This window comes from Aliamphritea ceti (assembly GCF_024347215.1).
Lineage (GTDB): Bacteria > Pseudomonadota > Gammaproteobacteria > Pseudomonadales > Balneatricaceae > Amphritea > Amphritea ceti.
The window spans coordinates 4,756,417-4,771,956 of the sequence record NZ_AP025282.1 but is presented as its reverse complement, the minus strand read 5'-3'; the positions used below and the strand labels follow the sequence as shown (position 1 = coordinate 4,771,956).

The 15,540-nt window shown below is 46.9% G+C and carries 23 protein-coding genes; 21 read left to right on the top strand and 2 right to left on the bottom strand.

Features of this window, described 5'->3' with window-relative positions; genetic code table 11:
* The first annotated feature begins 37 nt into the window (after positions 1–37).
* From rplN to rplQ, 17 genes are all read left to right on the top strand, one after another.
* Positions 38–406, top strand: coding sequence for a 50S ribosomal protein L14 (gene rplN, locus OCU49_RS21615; RefSeq protein ID WP_261842601.1), 369 nt, complete (start codon positions 38–40; stop codon positions 404–406).
* 97 nt (positions 407–503) lie between these two features.
* The gene (rplX, locus tag OCU49_RS21610) at positions 504–821 is read left to right on the top strand and encodes a 50S ribosomal protein L24 (RefSeq protein WP_261842600.1); all 318 of its coding nucleotides are present in this window, start codon (positions 504–506) and stop codon (positions 819–821) included.
* 14 nt (positions 822–835) lie between these two features.
* Positions 836–1,375: a 50S ribosomal protein L5 gene (rplE, locus tag OCU49_RS21605; RefSeq protein ID WP_261842599.1), complete on the top strand. Its 540-nt coding sequence runs from the start codon at positions 836–838 to the stop codon at positions 1,373–1,375.
* Between the two features lie 9 nt (positions 1,376–1,384).
* On the top strand, positions 1,385–1,690 hold the full coding sequence (gene rpsN / locus OCU49_RS21600) for a 30S ribosomal protein S14 (RefSeq protein ID WP_261842598.1): 306 nt from the start codon (positions 1,385–1,387) through the stop codon (positions 1,688–1,690).
* A gap of 73 nt (positions 1,691–1,763) precedes the next feature.
* Positions 1,764–2,156 (top strand): 30S ribosomal protein S8, encoded by a 393-nt coding sequence (rpsH, locus tag OCU49_RS21595; RefSeq protein WP_261842597.1) that lies wholly within the window; start codon positions 1,764–1,766, stop codon positions 2,154–2,156.
* An 11-nt stretch (positions 2,157–2,167) separates the two neighbouring features.
* Entirely contained in the window at positions 2,168–2,701 is a 534-nt protein-coding gene (rplF, locus tag OCU49_RS21590) for a 50S ribosomal protein L6 (protein WP_261842596.1), read from the top strand.
* Between the two features lie 9 nt (positions 2,702–2,710).
* Positions 2,711–3,061 carry a 50S ribosomal protein L18 gene (gene rplR / locus OCU49_RS21585; protein WP_261842595.1) on the top strand — a complete coding sequence of 117 codons (351 nt, stop codon included), beginning with the start codon at positions 2,711–2,713 and terminating at the stop codon, positions 3,059–3,061.
* An 11-nt stretch (positions 3,062–3,072) separates the two neighbouring features.
* Entirely contained in the window at positions 3,073–3,573 is a 501-nt protein-coding gene (gene rpsE, locus OCU49_RS21580) for a 30S ribosomal protein S5 (protein ID WP_261842594.1), read from the top strand.
* A gap of 6 nt (positions 3,574–3,579) precedes the next feature.
* Positions 3,580–3,762 carry a 50S ribosomal protein L30 gene (gene rpmD, locus OCU49_RS21575; RefSeq protein WP_205659851.1) on the top strand — a complete coding sequence of 61 codons (183 nt, stop codon included), beginning with the start codon at positions 3,580–3,582 and terminating at the stop codon, positions 3,760–3,762.
* A 13-nt stretch (positions 3,763–3,775) separates the two neighbouring features.
* Positions 3,776–4,210, top strand: coding sequence for a 50S ribosomal protein L15 (gene rplO, locus OCU49_RS21570; RefSeq protein WP_261842593.1), 435 nt, complete (start codon positions 3,776–3,778; stop codon positions 4,208–4,210).
* Positions 4,211–5,539, top strand: a complete 1,329-nt coding sequence (gene secY, locus OCU49_RS21565) for a preprotein translocase subunit SecY (RefSeq protein WP_261842592.1) — start codon at positions 4,211–4,213, stop codon at positions 5,537–5,539.
* A gap of 21 nt (positions 5,540–5,560) precedes the next feature.
* Positions 5,561–5,677 carry a 50S ribosomal protein L36 gene (rpmJ, locus tag OCU49_RS21560; RefSeq protein WP_083935407.1) on the top strand — a complete coding sequence of 39 codons (117 nt, stop codon included), beginning with the start codon at positions 5,561–5,563 and terminating at the stop codon, positions 5,675–5,677.
* A 139-nt stretch (positions 5,678–5,816) separates the two neighbouring features.
* Positions 5,817–6,173 carry a 30S ribosomal protein S13 gene (gene rpsM / locus OCU49_RS21555; RefSeq protein ID WP_261842591.1) on the top strand — a complete coding sequence of 119 codons (357 nt, stop codon included), beginning with the start codon at positions 5,817–5,819 and terminating at the stop codon, positions 6,171–6,173.
* Positions 6,174–6,198: 25 nt separating this feature from the next.
* Positions 6,199–6,588 carry a 30S ribosomal protein S11 gene (gene rpsK, locus OCU49_RS21550; RefSeq protein WP_205659855.1) on the top strand — a complete coding sequence of 130 codons (390 nt, stop codon included), beginning with the start codon at positions 6,199–6,201 and terminating at the stop codon, positions 6,586–6,588.
* A gap of 17 nt (positions 6,589–6,605) precedes the next feature.
* Entirely contained in the window at positions 6,606–7,226 is a 621-nt protein-coding gene (gene rpsD, locus OCU49_RS21545; protein ID WP_261842590.1) for a 30S ribosomal protein S4, read from the top strand.
* A 26-nt stretch (positions 7,227–7,252) separates the two neighbouring features.
* Positions 7,253–8,257: a DNA-directed RNA polymerase subunit alpha gene (locus OCU49_RS21540; protein ID WP_261842589.1), complete on the top strand. Its 1,005-nt coding sequence runs from the start codon at positions 7,253–7,255 to the stop codon at positions 8,255–8,257.
* A gap of 40 nt (positions 8,258–8,297) precedes the next feature.
* Positions 8,298–8,693 (top strand): 50S ribosomal protein L17, encoded by a 396-nt coding sequence (gene rplQ / locus OCU49_RS21535; RefSeq protein ID WP_261842588.1) that lies wholly within the window; start codon positions 8,298–8,300, stop codon positions 8,691–8,693.
* Positions 8,694–8,764: 71 nt separating this feature from the next.
* Here the strand turns inward: rplQ and OCU49_RS21530 are convergent, their stop codons facing one another.
* Positions 8,765–9,130 carry a hemerythrin family protein gene (locus OCU49_RS21530; RefSeq protein ID WP_261842587.1) on the bottom strand — a complete coding sequence of 122 codons (366 nt, stop codon included), beginning with the start codon at positions 9,128–9,130 and terminating at the stop codon, positions 8,765–8,767.
* A gap of 172 nt (positions 9,131–9,302) precedes the next feature.
* Positions 9,303–10,817 (bottom strand): exopolyphosphatase, encoded by a 1,515-nt coding sequence (ppx, locus tag OCU49_RS21525; RefSeq protein WP_261842586.1) that lies wholly within the window; start codon positions 10,815–10,817, stop codon positions 9,303–9,305.
* Positions 10,818–11,047: 230 nt separating this feature from the next.
* Here ppx and trxA point away from each other — a divergent pair, with 230 nt between their 5' ends.
* The 4 genes from trxA (at position 11,048) to OCU49_RS21505 (ending at position 15,454) form a co-directional block, all read left to right on the top strand.
* Positions 11,048–11,371, top strand: a complete 324-nt coding sequence (gene trxA, locus OCU49_RS21520; RefSeq protein WP_261842585.1) for a thioredoxin TrxA — start codon at positions 11,048–11,050, stop codon at positions 11,369–11,371.
* A gap of 219 nt (positions 11,372–11,590) precedes the next feature.
* Positions 11,591–12,850, top strand: coding sequence for a transcription termination factor Rho (gene rho, locus OCU49_RS21515; protein ID WP_261842584.1), 1,260 nt, complete (start codon positions 11,591–11,593; stop codon positions 12,848–12,850).
* Positions 12,851–12,939: 89 nt separating this feature from the next.
* Positions 12,940–14,421 (top strand): 4-hydroxy-3-polyprenylbenzoate decarboxylase, encoded by a 1,482-nt coding sequence (ubiD, locus tag OCU49_RS21510; RefSeq protein ID WP_261842583.1) that lies wholly within the window; start codon positions 12,940–12,942, stop codon positions 14,419–14,421.
* Positions 14,384–15,454 (top strand): FAD-binding oxidoreductase, encoded by a 1,071-nt coding sequence (locus OCU49_RS21505; RefSeq protein ID WP_261842582.1) that lies wholly within the window; start codon positions 14,384–14,386, stop codon positions 15,452–15,454. Before ubiD ends, OCU49_RS21505 begins: the two co-directional genes overlap by 38 nt.
* Positions 15,455–15,540 lie beyond the last annotated feature (86 nt).

Below are 15,540 nucleotides of genomic sequence, written 5' to 3'. Positions count from 1 at the left end.
AAGCGAAGGAATAAGTCTGAATTTTGGAGTAGAGACCATGATTCAAACAGAAACTATGCTTGATGTTGCTGATAACAGCGGCGCCAAGCGTGTGCAGTGTATCAAGGTCCTGGGTGGCTCACATCGCCGTTACGCGAGTGTGGGTGACATCATCAAAGTTACTGTGAAGGAAGCAATTCCACGCGGTAAGGTGAAAAAAGGCCAGGTTCTTAACGCTGTTGTAGTTCGTACTCGTAAAGGTGTTCGTCGCCCTGACGGTTCAGTTATCCGCTTTGATGTAAACTCAGCGGTTATGTTGAACGCAAACGACGCGCCAATCGGTACACGTATTTTTGGACCAGTAACTCGTGAACTTCGCTCAGAGAAGTTTATGAAAATCATTTCCCTGGCGCCTGAAGTGCTTTAAAAATTAAACGTTAAGTTTGATTTTTTTGAAAAACGCTAACTCTTAACGGGGTTGGCGTTTTTGAGCATGAGAGGGTAGTAGGAAAGGATAGGAAAGCATGCAGAAAATTATTCGTGACGACGAAGTAATCGTCATTGCAGGTAAAGATAAAGGTAAGCGCGGTAAGGTTTTACGCGTTCTTGCTGATGATCGCCTGATTGTATCTGGCATCAACATGGTGAAGAAGCACACTAAGCCTAACCCTATGATGGGTAAGCCTGGTGGCATCGTAGAAAAAGAAGCAGCGCTTGCTGTTTCAAATGTTGCGATCTTCAACGCGGCTACCGGTAAAGGTGATCGTGTTGGCTTCAAGGTTCTGGAAGATGGCAACAAAGTTCGCTTCTTCAAATCCAACGGCGAAGTAATCGCTAAGTAATAGGAGTTGATGCCATGTCTAGATTAAAAGCCCTTTATAAAGATTCCGTTAAGCAGCAGCTTCTAGAAGAGCTGAAGAGCGAAAACGTGATGGCTGTTCCTCGCCTGACCAAAATCACCCTGAACATGGGTGTTGGTGAAGCGCTAGGTGACAAAAAGCAGCTAGAAAACGCTGTTGCAGATATGCAGCAAATTTCTGGTCAGAAGCCTGTTGTAACTTTAGCTCGCAAATCTATTGCTGGCTTTAAAGTACGTGAAGGCTGGCCTATCGGTTGTAAGGTAACCCTGCGCGGTGAGCGTATGTGGGAATTCCTTGACCGTCTGGTTGATGTTTCTATCCCTCGTATCCGTGACTTCCGTGGTCTGAACCCGAAATCTTTTGATGGTCGTGGTAACTACAGCATGGGTGTTAAAGAGCAGATTATCTTCCCTGAAATCGATTTCGATAAAGTAGATAAGCTGCGTGGTATGGATATTACTATCACTACCACTGCCCGTAATAACGATGAAGGTCGTGCCCTGCTGGCAGCCCTGAACTTCCCATTCAAAAAGTAGGGTAGAAAAATGGCTAAGGAATGTATGAAAGCGCGCGAAGCAAAACGCGCAAAAATGGTTGCTAAGTACGCTGAGAAACGTGCTCAGTTAAAGGCAATCATCCGTAACCCAGCTTCATCTGAAGATGATCGTTGGGAAGCACAGGTAGCTCTTCAGAAGCTGCCACGTGACGCTAACCCGGTTCGCCAGGTACGTCGTTGTCAAGTTACTGGTCGTCCACACGCTGTTTACCGCAAATTCGGCTTAAGCCGTATTAAATTGCGCGAAGCTGCTATGCGTGGTGATGTTCCGGGCTTGAAGAAAGCTAGTTGGTAAGCATGGTGGTCAGGGCAGGGTGATTGTCATTCTGCTACCGCACTACGCTGCACAATAGTAAGGAAAATTAAGCATGAGTATGCAAGACACTCTAGCGGATATGTTAACTCGTATTCGTAATGGTCATATGGCTGAGAAATCAGCTGTAACCATGCCTGCTTCTAAAATGAAGGCGTCTGTCGCTTCTGTTTTAGAATCGGAAGGTTACATCTCTGGCTTCGCTGTTGAAGGCGACGTTAAGCCAGTTATGACTGTTGAATTGAAATACTTCGAAGGCAAGCCGGTTATTGAGTCTATCCAGCGTGTAAGTCGTCCAAGTCTACGTGTTTATAAGGCTGCTTCCGAGCTGCCTAAAGTAGCTGGCGGTCTGGGTATCTCTATCATCTCTACCTCTAAAGGTGTGATGAGCGATCGCGCTGCACGTGCTGCCGGTATCGGCGGCGAAGTCATCTGCACGGTATTCTAGGAGCTAGAACTATGTCTCGAGTTGCTAAAAGTCCCGTTGTCCTACCGGCAGGTGTTGAAGCTAAAATTGATGGTCAGCAGATTTCTGTAAAAGGCAAGAACGGTGCCTTGGATCTGTCTGTACACCAGTCTGTAGAAGTAACCAGTGAAGATAACGTACTGAAGTTTGCGCCACGTGATGGCGGCAAGCAAGCCAATGCATTGGCTGGTACTACACGCTCTCTGGTTAATAACATGGTTGTAGGTGTGAGCGAAGGTTTCTCTAAGAAACTGGTTCTGCAAGGTGTTGGTTACCGTGCTGCCGTTAAAGGCAACAGTGTAAACCTGACCCTGGGTTTCTCTCACCCAATCGATTACGAATTGCCTGAAGGTGTTTCAGCTGCAATGGAAGGCCAAACCACAGTTGTGTTGACTGCTGCTAGCAAGCAAACACTGGGTCAGGCTGCTGCTGAGATTCGCGCTTTCCGTCCACCAGAGCCTTATAAAGGTAAAGGTGTTCGTTATGCTGACGAATACGTACGCCGTAAAGAAGCTAAGAAGAAGTAAGGTAGGGTCATGAACGATAAGAAAACATCTCGTATTCGCCGTGCTCGCCGTGCTCGCTTCAAAATGCGTGAGCTGGGTGCTACCCGTCTATGTGTAACCCGTACACCTCGTCATATCTATGCACAGGTTATCTCTGCTGATGGTGGTCAGGTTCTGGCTGCAGCATCTACTGTAGAGAAAGATCTGCGTGCAGGTGGTACTGGTAACTCTGACGCGGCTTCTAAAGTCGGTGCGTTAATCGCTCAGCGTGCTAAAGACGCTGGCGTATCTAAGGTTGCTTTTGACCGTTCTGGTTTCCAATACCATGGACGTATCAAAGCGTTGGCAGAAGCGGCCCGTGAAGGCGGCCTGGAATTCTAAGGGGTTTGACAATGGCAAATCACGAACAGAAAGACGGTGACCTGCAAGAGAAGCTTGTTCAGGTTAACCGTGTTGCCAAAGTAGTTAAGGGTGGTCGTATTTTCGGTTTCACAGCCCTGACTGTTGTTGGTGACGGTAACGGCCGCGTTGGTTTCGGTCGTGGTAAAGCACGTGAAGTACCTGTTGCTATTCAAAAAGCAATGGAGCAAGCGCGTCGCAATATGGTCTCTGTAGACCTGAATGGCACAACTCTGCAATATGCTGTTAAAGCCCGTCACGGTGCTTCTAAGGTATACATGCAGCCTGCATCTGAAGGTACTGGTGTAATCGCCGGTGGCGCAATGCGTGCTGTACTGGAATTGGCAGGTGTTCACAACGTACTGGCTAAGTGCTACGGCTCTACAAACCCAGTAAACGTTGTACGTGCAACAATCAATGGCTTGGCTAGCATGACATCTCCTGAAGATGTTGCTGCAAAACGTGGCAAGTCCGTAGACGATATCCTGGGGTAATTAACGATGGCATCTACAGTCAAGGTTACACTTGTACGCAGCCCTATCGGTAAACTACCTAAGCACCGTGAGTGCGTTAAGGGTCTGGGTCTGCGCCGTATCGGTCATACTGTTGAAGTGGAAGATACACCTTCCGTTCGCGGCATGATCAACAAAGTAAACTACATGGTTCGTGTAGAAGGCGAATAAGGAGTATTACGTTATGCGTCTTAATACACTAAGTCCTGCCGAAGGTTCCAAATCCGCTGCTAAGCGTGTTGGTCGCGGCATTGGCTCTGGCCTGGGTAAAACCGGTGGCCGTGGTCATAAAGGTCAGAAATCCCGCTCAGGCGGTTCAGTGAAGCCAGGTTTTGAAGGCGGTCAGATGCCTTTACAGCGTCGTCTGCCTAAGTTTGGTTTCACTTCACGTCAGGCACCTTTTGTTGCTGAAATCCGTTTGAATGAACTGGTTAAAGCTGGTGTCGAAGTGGTCGACCTGGAAGCGTTGAAGAAAGCCGATATCATCAAAGAAAGCATCAAGCGTGCGCGCGTGATCCTGTCTGGTGAAATCACTAAAGCAGTTACCGTTAAAGGTCTGAAAGTCACCAAAGGTGCTCAGGCTGCTATCGAAGCTGCTGGCGGAAAAGTCGAGGAATAAATGGCTAAGAAAGGACCAGTACCAGCAGGTGTTCAAAACGGCTTAGGCGAACTTAAGTCTCGCCTGTTGTTTGTTTTGATTGCGATCGTTGTATACCGTATCGGTGCACATATTCCGGTACCTGGTATCAATCCTGATCGCCTAGCAGCACTCTTCGATCAGAATCAGGGTACTATCCTGAGTCTGTTTAATATGTTCTCCGGCGGGGCGCTGGAACGTATGAGTATCCTTGCATTGGGTATCATGCCGTACATATCTGCGTCTATCATCATGCAGTTGATGACCGTAGTAAGCCCTACTCTTGAGCAGTTAAAGAAAGAAGGTGAGGCTGGACGCCGTAAGATCAACCAATATACCCGCTATGGTACAGTTATACTGGCTACCATTCAGTCGTTTGGTATGGCGGTAGGTCTGGCTAATCAGGGAATAGCATTCAGCGCAGGTCCGTCTTTCTACTTTGTAGCAGTCGTGACGCTTGTAGCTGGCGCAGTATTCCTGATGTGGTTAGGTGAGCAAGTGACAGAGAGAGGTATCGGTAACGGTATTTCTATCCTGATCTTTGCTGGTATTGTGGCTGGATTGCCTGGTGCAATCGGTCAGTCCTTTGAAGCGGCACGTCAGGGTGATTTAAACATCCTGGCTCTGCTGGGCATCGCAGCACTGGCTGTTGCGACTGTTGGCTTTGTAGTGTTTATGGAGCGCGGTCAACGCCGTATTACCATTAACTATGCGAAGCGTCAGCAAGGTCGTCGTATGTATGCGGCGCAGTCCAGCCACCTGCCATTAAAAGTTAATATGGCTGGTGTTATTCCGCCGATCTTTGCGTCAAGTATTCTACTGTTCCCTGCTTCAATTGGTCAGTGGTTTGGCCAGACTGAAGGTATGGAATGGTTACAGAGTGTTGCGTTAGCGTTGGGTCCGGGCCAGCCGTTATACATTCTGCTGTTTTCTGTATGTATCATCTTCTTCTGCTACTTCTATACCGCGATTGTTTTCAATCCGAAAGAAGTTGCTGATAATCTGAAGAAGTCTGGTGCATTTATCCCGGGTATTCGCCCAGGGGAGCAATCCGCTCGGTATATTGACAGTGTTTTGGGTCGTTTAACTTTGTTTGGCGCTCTTTACATCACAGCAGTTTCCTTGATGCCTCAATTCTTGGTTGTTGCGTGGAATATACCTTTCTACTTCGGTGGTACATCGTTACTGATCGTGGTTGTTGTAGTCATGGATTTCATGGCTCAGGTACAATCGCATCTGATGTCCCATCAGTATGAATCTCTGATGAAGAAGTCGAATCTTAAAGGCGGTGGTGCTGGCCTGCTGCGCTAGCCCCTGCTACTGGAGTTGATCATGAAAGTACGTGCATCTGTAAAGAAAATCTGCCGTAACTGCAAGATCGTACGTCGTAACGGAACTTTGCGAGTAATCTGCAAAGTTGAACCACGACACAAGCAGCGCCAGGGTTAATCCTGGTCTGGGGTGGAAGGCAAGGGGCTTGATTTAATTTTAATCAAGGTGTAACATCCTGCGCCTTCCATTAATAGAAGAATTTGCAGTGCTTGTCTTATATGACAGGTAACATGCTAATAAAGTTGGAGTAAATTGAATGGCCCGTATAGCAGGCGTCAATATTCCTGACAATAAGCATGCGGTAATTTCATTGACTTACATCTTCGGAATTGGCCGCACTACAGCGAAAAGCATTTGTTCAGCTTGTGGTATTCAAGAATCCACAAAAATTGCAGAGCTTTCAGAAGATCAGCTAGACAACGTACGTGGCGAAATCGCCAAGTTAAGTGTTGAAGGCGACCTTCGTCGTGAAGTATCCATGAACATCAAACGCTTGATGGATCTGGGCTGTTTTCGTGGTCTGCGTCATCGTCGCAGTCTGCCTCTTCGTGGTCAGCGCACTAAGACTAATGCGCGTACCCGTAAAGGCCCACGTAAGCCAATCCGCAAGTAAGTGGTAAGCGATAGGAATTTCCAATATGGCAAAGCCAAATACTCGCACACGTAAAAAGGTTAAAAAGCAGGTTGTTGATGGCTTAGCGCACATCCACGCCTCATTTAACAATACGATCATTACTATTACTGATCGTCAGGGAAATACTCTGAGCTGGGCAACTGCGGGTGGCTCCGGCTTCCGCGGTTCTCGTAAGAGCACACCGTTTGCAGCTCAGGTAGCTGCAGAACGTGCAGGTGTGGCAGCGCAAGAGTATGGCCTAAAGAATTTAGACGTTTTTGTTAAAGGTCCTGGACCAGGCCGTGAATCTGCAGTTCGTGCATTGAACGGTTGCGGTTACAAGGTTAACAACATCACTGACGTGACACCGATTCCACACAATGGTTGTCGTCCGTCTAAGAAACGTCGCGTTTAATCCGGAGACAGTAAGATATGGCTCGTTATATAGGACCAAAATGTAAGCTGTCTCGCCGTGAAGGTACCGACCTGTTCTTGAAGAGCGGTGTACGTGCACTGGACAGCAAGTGTAAAGCTGAAAACGTGCCAGGCGTACACGGCGCTCGTCGCGGTCGTCTGTCCGATTACGGTTTACAGCTTCGTGAAAAACAAAAAGTTCGTCGTACTTACGGCGTTCTTGAAAAGCAATTCCGCAGCTACTACAAGGAAGCTGCCCGTCGCAATGGCGCGACTGGTACTAACTTGTTGCAACTGTTGGAAGGGCGTTTAGACAATGTTGTCTATCGTATGGGCTTTGGCTCTACCCGTGCTGAAGCACGTCAGGTAGTTTCACATCGCCAGATTACAGTCAACGGTCAGAGCGTTAACATTCCTTCATTCCAGGTTTCTGCGGGTGATGTTGTTGCCGTTCGTGAAAAGTCTAAGAACCAGCTGCGTATTAAAAGCGCCCTGGATCTGGCTTCTCAGCGTAGCTCAGTTGAATGGGTAGAAGTAGATGCTGGCAAAATGGAAGGTACTTTTAAGTCCCTGCCTGAGCGTAGTGATCTGTCTGCCGAAATCAACGAGCAGCTGATTGTCGAATTGTATTCTAAGTAATCATTGACTTCATAATTGGTGGAACTATGCAGCGTTCAGTAAACGAGTTTCTAAGCCCACGTCACATCGACGTACAGGAAATTAGCTCGACTCGTGCAAAAGTTACTCTGGAGCCACTTGAGCGCGGTTTTGGCCATACGCTAGGTAATGCGTTGCGTCGTATTCTACTTTCTTCTATGCCAGGTTGTGCAGTTAAGGAAGTAGAAATCGACGGTGTATTGCATGAGTACAGCACTCTGGAAGGTGTTCAGGAAGACGTTATCGAAATCCTGTTAAACCTGAAAGGCGTAGCTATCGCTCTGCATAACGGCGACGAAGCAACTCTGACTCTTTCTAAGAGCGAAGCAGGCCCTGTCACTGCAGCTGATATTCAGCTGAACCAGGATGCCGAAATCGCTAACCCAGATCACGTTATCGCTCATCTGAGTGAAGGCGCAAGCCTGAACATGCAGTTGCGTGTAGCACGTGGTCGAGGTTATGTACCGGCTGATGCCCGTATATCTGACGAAGACGAGTCGCGTACTATCGGCCGTCTGCAGCTTGATGCAACTTATAGCCCAGTTCGTCTGGTGTCTTATGTTGTTGAGAGTGCTCGTGTGGAACAGCGCACTGACTTGGACAAGTTGGTAATTGATATCGAATCCAACGGTACTATCGATCCGGAAGAATGCATCCGTCGTGCTGCAACTATTCTGCAGCAGCAACTGGCTGTGTTTGTAGATCTGGAAGGTGGTAAGGATCAGGTTAAAGATGAGCCGGAAGAGCCAGAGATCGATCCGATCCTGTTGCGTCCGGTTGATGATCTGGAGCTGACTGTACGTTCCGCCAACTGTCTGAAGGCAGAACAGATCTACTACATCGGTGATCTGATTCAGCGTACCGAAGTAGAACTGCTTAAGACTCCGAACTTAGGTAAGAAATCGCTGACGGAAATTAAAGATGTCTTGGCATCTAAGGGTCTTTCTCTGGGCATGCGCCTGGAAAACTGGCCGCCGGCAAGTATTCGGAACGACGATAAAGTCGCTTCCTAATCGCGTTTTTTAACCTTAATAGTTTGGCAAGGAATTAAACATGCGTCATCGTAAATCAGGTCGTCACTTAAATCGTACAAGTGCACACCGCAAAGCAATGTTCAAGAACATGGCTGTGTCCTTGTTCGAACATGAGCTCATCAAGACTACGCTGCCTAAAGCTAAAGAGCTGCGCCGCGTTGCTGAGCCTCTGATCACTCTGGCAAAGAATGACACGGTTGCTAACCGTCGTCTGGCTTTTGCCCGCACCCGCAGCAAAGAAGCTGTTGGTAAACTGTTCAACGAACTGGGTCCTCGTTATGAGGCTCGTCCAGGCGGATACATTCGCATTCTGAAATGTGGTTTCCGTGCTGGTGACAACGCTCCTATGGCGTTGGTTGAACTGGTTGACCGTCCAGCTGATGCAGCTGTTGTGGTTGATGATTCTGAAGATTAATCTTCGTTTCTGATCAAGAAAAAGCCCGGCTCTCATAATAAGAGCCGGGCTTTTTTTTGCCTGTAATTTAGTTATTTGATGTCTGAGCTAAGTATGTAAGCTTCGAATCGTTTATCGATGCCGAAAATATGCCGTTTCGGCCATTCGCTCAAAAATGTAGACAGTGTTTCACGCAGCATTTCATCATAATCATGGTTTTGCGTAACCATGTTAGTTAATTCCTGCCGGAATTTATTGTGAGCTGCTATATGTTGTTCTATCTCCGGGTAGTTTGATTCCCGCATATAAGCTTCTTCCAGATTGAAGTGGTGCTCTGCGTAGTCATATAAGCGCACAAAAATATCCGCTTCGACACCGCTTTCTTTTATCTTATCTATAAGGCGAAACAGCTCCTGGTGCTGAGTATCTTGCCAGATCAGTTCGCTGGTCTTTTCCATTTATTGCTTCTCAGATGAATTGTTACGCTTTAAGGCTAAATGCTTTTTATAGATTCATCCATTGAGTGAGTAGTCAGAGAGGGAATTAGTGATTGTTTGATGATCTGAGGCAAAAAAACCGAAGTCAGTAAGCTGAGTTCGGTTTTTTTATAATTGGTTGCTAAGTAAATTATCAGTTTATGCTGAGGCAATAGCCACTGTTGGATAGGTAGCCGGCTTCATGTTCAAGGTCAGCCTTAGTCAGTGGGTGATAGCTTAGCCAGTTATCAGGAAAGGTAAGGGATATTGTGCTGGCTGTGGCCGTCAGCGTGAATGCAGGGATCGGTTCTTTACTCCGGCTGCGGTGTAGCAGTATCGATATTCTCAGTAAGACGCAGAGTCGCCGGAACACTTCAATTTCACGTTTAGATAAAAGTTCGAAGTCTGCTTCATTAAATTTACGGCGATGATTACGTATCAGTGTTGCTAGTTGTAGTTGCTCCTGACGACTAAAGCCTGGCAGGTCTGAATTTAAAATCAGATAAGCACTGTGTTTGTGGTATTGGCTATGTGCAATTGTTAGTCCTGCTTCATAACTGCGTGCTGCCCAGCTGAGCATGTTTTGATATTCATTATTTTGTAGCTGCCAGTCACTGCGAACCTGTGTCAGTGCGATAAGTGCAGTCTGTTCTATACGTAAGGCTTGTTCCTGATCGACGTGATAGCGCTGCATAAATGCATTGATGCTGCGCTCACGTACATCTTCATGATGCAATCTTCCGGTCATGTCATATAGGAGCCCTTCACGTAATGCGCCTTGTGAAATATGCATTTCTTTGATGCCTAAGGATTCAAATGCTGCCGATAAAATTGCTATGCCAGCGGCAATGACCGCTTTTCGCTGTTCTTTAATACCGGGGATTGAAATCTCATCAACATGACTAAATTCAAGAATACGTTGACGCAGAAGTTTGAGTGCTTTTGCTGTGATTGCGTTATCGCTGTATCCGGATTCTATGCACGCCTGACGTATTGCTTTAGCTGTCCCTGAAGAGCCAACACAGTGCTGCCAGCCCTGACTTCTATAGCGACGTTTTATCGACAATAATTCACGCAGGGCGCCGAATACAGCGAGCTGGAAGTTTTTCTCATTAATAACGCCATCTTTGAAATAACGCTTACTGAAACTGACGCAGCCCATTTCAAGGCTTTCCAGTTGCAATGGCTCAAAACGTTCACCAATTATTAATTCTGTACTGCCGCCGCCAATATCGATTATCAGGCGTGAGCCGGAATCTGCAGCAAGTGTGTGTTCTACGCCCAGGTGGATAAGGCGGGCTTCTTCTATGCCGGCGATAACTTCGATAGAGCGGCCTAAAATGGTTTCGGCTTTAACAATGAATTCCCGACTGTTTGTCGCTTCACGCAGCGCGTTAGTTGCAACTGCGCTAACAGCGCCTGCAGGCAGGCATTTAATGCGTTCAGCAAAGCGTTGCAGGCATGCGAGACCTCTTTGCTGGGCTTCTTCGCTTAGTCGATTGTTATTATCTAATCCGGCGGCTAGCTGTACTTTTTCTGATAAAACATCAATTGGTAACAGTTCACCCTGATCGAGCTTAGCAATGACGATGTGAAAACTGTTCGATCCGAGGTCAATAGCTGCCAGTAAAGTATCCTGGCTGGCTATTAAAGCATTATCCTGCGGCATGCTGGCATGTATCCAATAACTATTACGTTGCCAGTCAGTTTAACAAAAACTTTTTTAGATGTGAGTATTTAGGCAATGTGGGATTAATATCTATTGATATATAGCTGCCGGAGATCACTAGATGTCGGCTGTAGGGCATTGTAGGGGTATACGGTATTCACATTTGTTCGTTTTGAATGGTATTATCGAGGCAATTATTTATTGACGCGAATCTGCCTGCGAGGCTTTTTATGAGTGATATTATCAATGTAACCGACGCATCCTTTGAAGAGGATGTTCTCAAGTCTGAAGCACCGGTACTGGTGGACTATTGGGCTGAGTGGTGCGGACCATGTAAAATGATCGCGCCAGTTCTGGAAGAGATTGCAAAAGAATACGATGGTAAGCTTAAAGTCTGCAAACTCAACATTGATGAAAACAGTGAAACGCCACCTAAGTTTGGTATTCGTGGCATTCCTACTCTGATGATTTTCAAAGATGGTAATGTTGAAGCGACCAAAGTTGGTGCTCTGTCTAAATCTCAGTTAGCAGGCTTTATCGAGACAAGTCTGTAAGCGTCGAATTGCTATTGTTTACGGTTGGTTTCCTTTCCTCCGAGCTGTATAAAGTTTGCGCTCTGAATGCTGGACTAACCGTAAACAAGCGATTATAGTTGTGACTCCTTATTACTGGAATTACTGTCTGATTCCGGTTCTCTTAATCAATTCAATCTAGTCTGAACGATTTCTCCAGCGTTCTTTCTCAACGTGGCTACGTCCTTCTACTCATACATTATGAATCTTACCGAACTGAAAACGAAAAACGTTTCTGAGCTGTTAAATATAGCGAAAGAAATGGGAATGGATAACCTGGGCCGCTCCCGCAAACAAGATGTTATTTTTGCCATACTTAAGCGTCATGCTAAAGGTGGTGAAGATATTTACGGCGATGGCGTGCTGGAAATATTACAAGATGGATTTGGTTTCTTGCGTTCTGCGGACAGCTCTTATCTGGCTGGTCCTGACGATATTTACGTTTCTCCGAGTCAGATCCGTCGTTTTAATTTGCGCACCGGCGATACTATTTCAGGCAAGATTCGTCCTCCGAAGGACGGCGAGCGTTACTTTGCATTGCTGAAGGTTGATAAGATCAACTTTGATAAGCCTGAAAATGCTAAGAACAAGATTCTGTTTGAAAACCTGACGCCACTGTTTGCTCAGGACCGTCTGAAAATGGAACTGGGTAACGGCAGTACTGAAGATTTGACTGCCCGTGTTATCGATCTTGTATGCCCTATGGGTAAAGGTCAGCGTGCCTTGCTGGTGTCACCGCCTAAAGCGGGTAAAACACTGATGTTGCAGAACATTGCTAACTCCATTACCCGGAATAACCCTGAAACACATTTGATTGTACTGCTGATTGATGAGCGTCCTGAGGAAGTAACAGAGATGCAGCGTACAGTTCGTGGTGAAGTGGTTGCATCTACTTTCGACGAGCCACCGTCACGCCATGTTCAGGTAGCTGAAATGGTGCTCGAGAAGGCAAAGCGTCTGACTGAACATAAGAAAGACGTGGTTATCCTGCTTGATTCCATCACCCGTCTTGCTCGTGCATATAACACGGTTATTCCTTCATCCGGTAAGGTACTGACCGGTGGTGTTGATGCGCATGCACTTGAGCGTCCTAAGCGTTTCTTCGGTGCTGCACGTAATATTGAAGAGGGCGGTAGCCTGACAATCATTGCAACGGCTCTGGTTGATACCGGTTCGAAGATGGATGAAGTTATCTTCGAAGAATTTAAAGGTACCGGTAACTCTGAAGTACATCTGGACCGTAAAGTTGCTGAAAAGCGCGTTTATCCTGCTTTCAACATTCGTCGTTCTGGCACCCGCCGTGAAGACTTGCTGACGGACGAAGATGAGCTGCAACGTATGTGGATTCTGCGTAAACTTCTGGATCCGATGGAAGACTCCGCAGCGATCGAGTTTGTGCTCGATAAGCTGAAAGACTTCAAGACAAATGACGAATTCTTCTTGTCTATGAGACGTTCCTGATAAACATTCTGAATACAAAAGGGTAAGCTTATGGCTTACCCTTTTTTATTGCTAAATCTTTGTTATTAAAACCTGATTGCCGGGCCGTTATGAGTAATCTTAAATATAAAGATCTGCGTGATTTTATCCGCACTCTGGAAGAACTAGGTGAATTAAAGCGAATCTCGATGGAGGTAGATCCACATCTTGAGATGACCGAAATCTGCGACCGCACACTGCGTGCTGGCGGTCCTGCGCTGCTGTTTGAGAACCCCAAAGGTTATGACTATCCGGTATTGGCGAATCTGTTTGGTACGCCTAAACGGGTAGCTATGGGGATGGGTGAGCAAGACGTTACCAGCCTGCGGGAAGTAGGTAAATTACTGGCAATGCTAAAAGAGCCTGAGCCACCTAAAGGCATGAAAGATGCCTGGGACAAACTGCCAATATTTAAGCAAGTGCTTAATATGGGGCCGAAGGTTGTCCGTAAGGCTGATTGCCAAGCGCATGTTATTGAAGCCGAAGATGTCGATCTTTATAAGCTGCCTATTCAGACATGCTGGCCGGGTGATGCTGGTCCTTTAGTGACCTGGCCATTAGTGATTACCCGTGGGCCAGAAAAACCACGTCAGAATTTAGGGATTTATCGTCAGCAGCTTATCGGAAAAAACAAATTAATCATGCGTTGGTTGGCCCACCGTGGTGGCGCGCTTGATTTCCGTGAATGGCAAAAAGCGCACCCGGGTGAGCCTTTCCCTGTAGCGGTTGCTTTAGGTGCTGATCCGGCAACCATTCTGGGCGCGGTAACCCCTGTACCAGATTCATTGTCGGAATATGCCTTTGCCGGTTTATTGCGCGGCGGAAAAACCGAAGTTACTGAATGCATTGGCAGTGATCTACAGGTGCCGGCCAGCGCGGAGTTTATTCTGGAAGGTTTTATTTATCCGGATGAAATGGCTGACGAAGGTCCGTTTGGTGATCATACGGGTTATTACAATGAAGTAGACCGTTTTCCTGTGTTTACTGTAGAGCGGATTACGCACCGTAAAAAACCTATTTATCACAGCACATACACCGGACGTCCACCGGATGAGCCGGCTATTCTGGGTGTGGCTCTGAACGAGGTATTTGTACCTATTCTACAGAAGCAGTTTCCGGAAATTGTCGACTTTTATCTGCCGCCGGAAGGCTGTTCATACCGAATGGCTGTAGTCACTATCAAGAAGCAGTATCCGGGTCATGCGAAACGTATCATGCTGGGAGTCTGGTCATTCTTGCGGCAGTTTATGTACACCAAGTTCGTGATTGTTTGCGATGACGACGTAAACGCTCGTGACTGGAATGATGTTATCTGGGCAATTACTACGCGTATGGATCCCCAACGGGACACTGTGATGATTGATAATACGCCGATTGATTATCTGGATTTTGCTTCGCCGGTGTCTGGTCTGGGCTCGAAAATGGGTATGGATGCGACGAATAAATGGCAGGGTGAAACTGACCGTGAATGGGGTGAGCCGATCGTCATGGACGAAGCCATTAAGCAGCGAGTAGATGATATCTGGCAAGAGCTGGGTATTTTCGGAGACTGATATTTTAATTCAGATAATTGGCGGTGAAAGACAGTATCAGTTAGAAGCTGAGACTGGAGAATCGATTTTACTTGCGCTGGAACGTGCAGGGTATAAGATGCGCCGCAGTTGTCTGAATGGCGTCTGTCAGATCTGTAAAGCAGAGCTGTTAGCCGGAAGAATAATACAGCGTTACCCCGAGTTAGATGTAAGCTTACGAGATGGGCAGCAGCCCGCAAAAATATATGCCTGCACTGCAATACCTCAGGGTGACATTAGGGTGAAGATTGATGGGCTGCTAGGCCCTGGAGAGTTTCGAGTGAAAAAGCTGGTTTGTGATATTGCTTCAGTAGAACAGTTAAGCCACGAAGTGTTTCGGGTGCGCTTACATTTACCGGTTACAGCCAGTCAGGCTGTTGAGTTCCATGCCGGGCAATATCTGGAGCTGATCTTGCCGGATGGCCGTCGTGCGCCATTTTCAATTGGCAGTGCACCCGACCATGGTAGCGATCTGGAGTTACATATCCGTCGCATGCCTGATGGTGAGTTGTCTATCGCGATGATCGATCATATTCAGAATAATCCTAGCATTGAGATTGAGCTGCCAAAAGGTGACTGCTATCTGAATGCTGCCAGCCTCAAGCCTGAAACACGGATTGTACTGGTTGCGGCCAGCACCGGTTTTTCTCAGATCAAAAGTATTGCTGAGCATTTGTTGGCTAACCAGGTATCAAATCCGATTCATATCTATTGGGGAGTACGGGTTGCTGAAGATCTGTATCTGGATAAGTTACCAGAGCAATGGGCTACTGAACATGCGAATGTCAGTTATGAGTTGGTCGTCAGTGAGCCAGAAAATGGTCAGGCCTGGAATGGCCGTACGGGCCTGATTCCGGATGCCATTTTGGCTGATTATGATGACTTTTCCGATATGGTTATGTACACCAGCGGTTCACCGGGTATGGTGTATGCGCTGTTAGATGCCTGTGAAGCGAAAGGTTTTAATGGTGATTACATGCACGCTGATGTATTTGCATACGCGCCACGTACATAAACCTCTGCACTCGTTAGTGTTTATCTACTAATTGTACAGCTGAGTGTAGATATAAAAAAAGCAGCCATAGGCTGCTTTTTGTGTGT

Bases quoted from the DNA above. Each gene is read 5' to 3' on its own strand.
- ubiD (WP_261842583.1), top strand. From the start codon at position 12,940: ATGAGTAATCTTAAATATAAAGATCTGCGTGATTTTATCCGCACTCTG.
- ppx (WP_261842586.1), bottom strand. From the start codon at position 10,817: ATGCCGCAGGATAATGCTTTAATAGCCAGCCAGGATACTTTACTGGCA.
- OCU49_RS21540 (WP_261842589.1), top strand. From the start codon at position 7,253: ATGCAGCGTTCAGTAAACGAGTTTCTAAGCCCACGTCACATCGACGTA.
- rplX (WP_261842600.1), top strand. From the start codon at position 504: ATGCAGAAAATTATTCGTGACGACGAAGTAATCGTCATTGCAGGTAAA.
- rplE (WP_261842599.1), top strand. From the start codon at position 836: ATGTCTAGATTAAAAGCCCTTTATAAAGATTCCGTTAAGCAGCAGCTT.
- rpsD (WP_261842590.1), top strand. From the start codon at position 6,606: ATGGCTCGTTATATAGGACCAAAATGTAAGCTGTCTCGCCGTGAAGGT.
- trxA (WP_261842585.1), top strand. From the start codon at position 11,048: ATGAGTGATATTATCAATGTAACCGACGCATCCTTTGAAGAGGATGTT.
- rho (WP_261842584.1), top strand. From the start codon at position 11,591: ATGAATCTTACCGAACTGAAAACGAAAAACGTTTCTGAGCTGTTAAAT.
- rplR (WP_261842595.1), top strand. From the start codon at position 2,711: ATGAACGATAAGAAAACATCTCGTATTCGCCGTGCTCGCCGTGCTCGC.
- rpsM (WP_261842591.1), top strand. From the start codon at position 5,817: ATGGCCCGTATAGCAGGCGTCAATATTCCTGACAATAAGCATGCGGTA.
- rplO (WP_261842593.1), top strand. From the start codon at position 3,776: ATGCGTCTTAATACACTAAGTCCTGCCGAAGGTTCCAAATCCGCTGCT.
- OCU49_RS21505 (WP_261842582.1), top strand. From the start codon at position 14,384: ATGATATCTGGCAAGAGCTGGGTATTTTCGGAGACTGATATTTTAATT.
- rplN (WP_261842601.1), top strand. From the start codon at position 38: ATGATTCAAACAGAAACTATGCTTGATGTTGCTGATAACAGCGGCGCC.
- OCU49_RS21530 (WP_261842587.1), bottom strand. From the start codon at position 9,130: ATGGAAAAGACCAGCGAACTGATCTGGCAAGATACTCAGCACCAGGAG.
- rplQ (WP_261842588.1), top strand. From the start codon at position 8,298: ATGCGTCATCGTAAATCAGGTCGTCACTTAAATCGTACAAGTGCACAC.
- rpmJ (WP_083935407.1), top strand. From the start codon at position 5,561: ATGAAAGTACGTGCATCTGTAAAGAAAATCTGCCGTAACTGCAAGATC.
- rpsE (WP_261842594.1), top strand. From the start codon at position 3,073: ATGGCAAATCACGAACAGAAAGACGGTGACCTGCAAGAGAAGCTTGTT.
- rplF (WP_261842596.1), top strand. From the start codon at position 2,168: ATGTCTCGAGTTGCTAAAAGTCCCGTTGTCCTACCGGCAGGTGTTGAA.
- secY (WP_261842592.1), top strand. From the start codon at position 4,211: ATGGCTAAGAAAGGACCAGTACCAGCAGGTGTTCAAAACGGCTTAGGC.
- rpmD (WP_205659851.1), top strand. From the start codon at position 3,580: ATGGCATCTACAGTCAAGGTTACACTTGTACGCAGCCCTATCGGTAAA.
- rpsH (WP_261842597.1), top strand. From the start codon at position 1,764: ATGAGTATGCAAGACACTCTAGCGGATATGTTAACTCGTATTCGTAAT.
- rpsK (WP_205659855.1), top strand. From the start codon at position 6,199: ATGGCAAAGCCAAATACTCGCACACGTAAAAAGGTTAAAAAGCAGGTT.
- rpsN (WP_261842598.1), top strand. From the start codon at position 1,385: ATGGCTAAGGAATGTATGAAAGCGCGCGAAGCAAAACGCGCAAAAATG.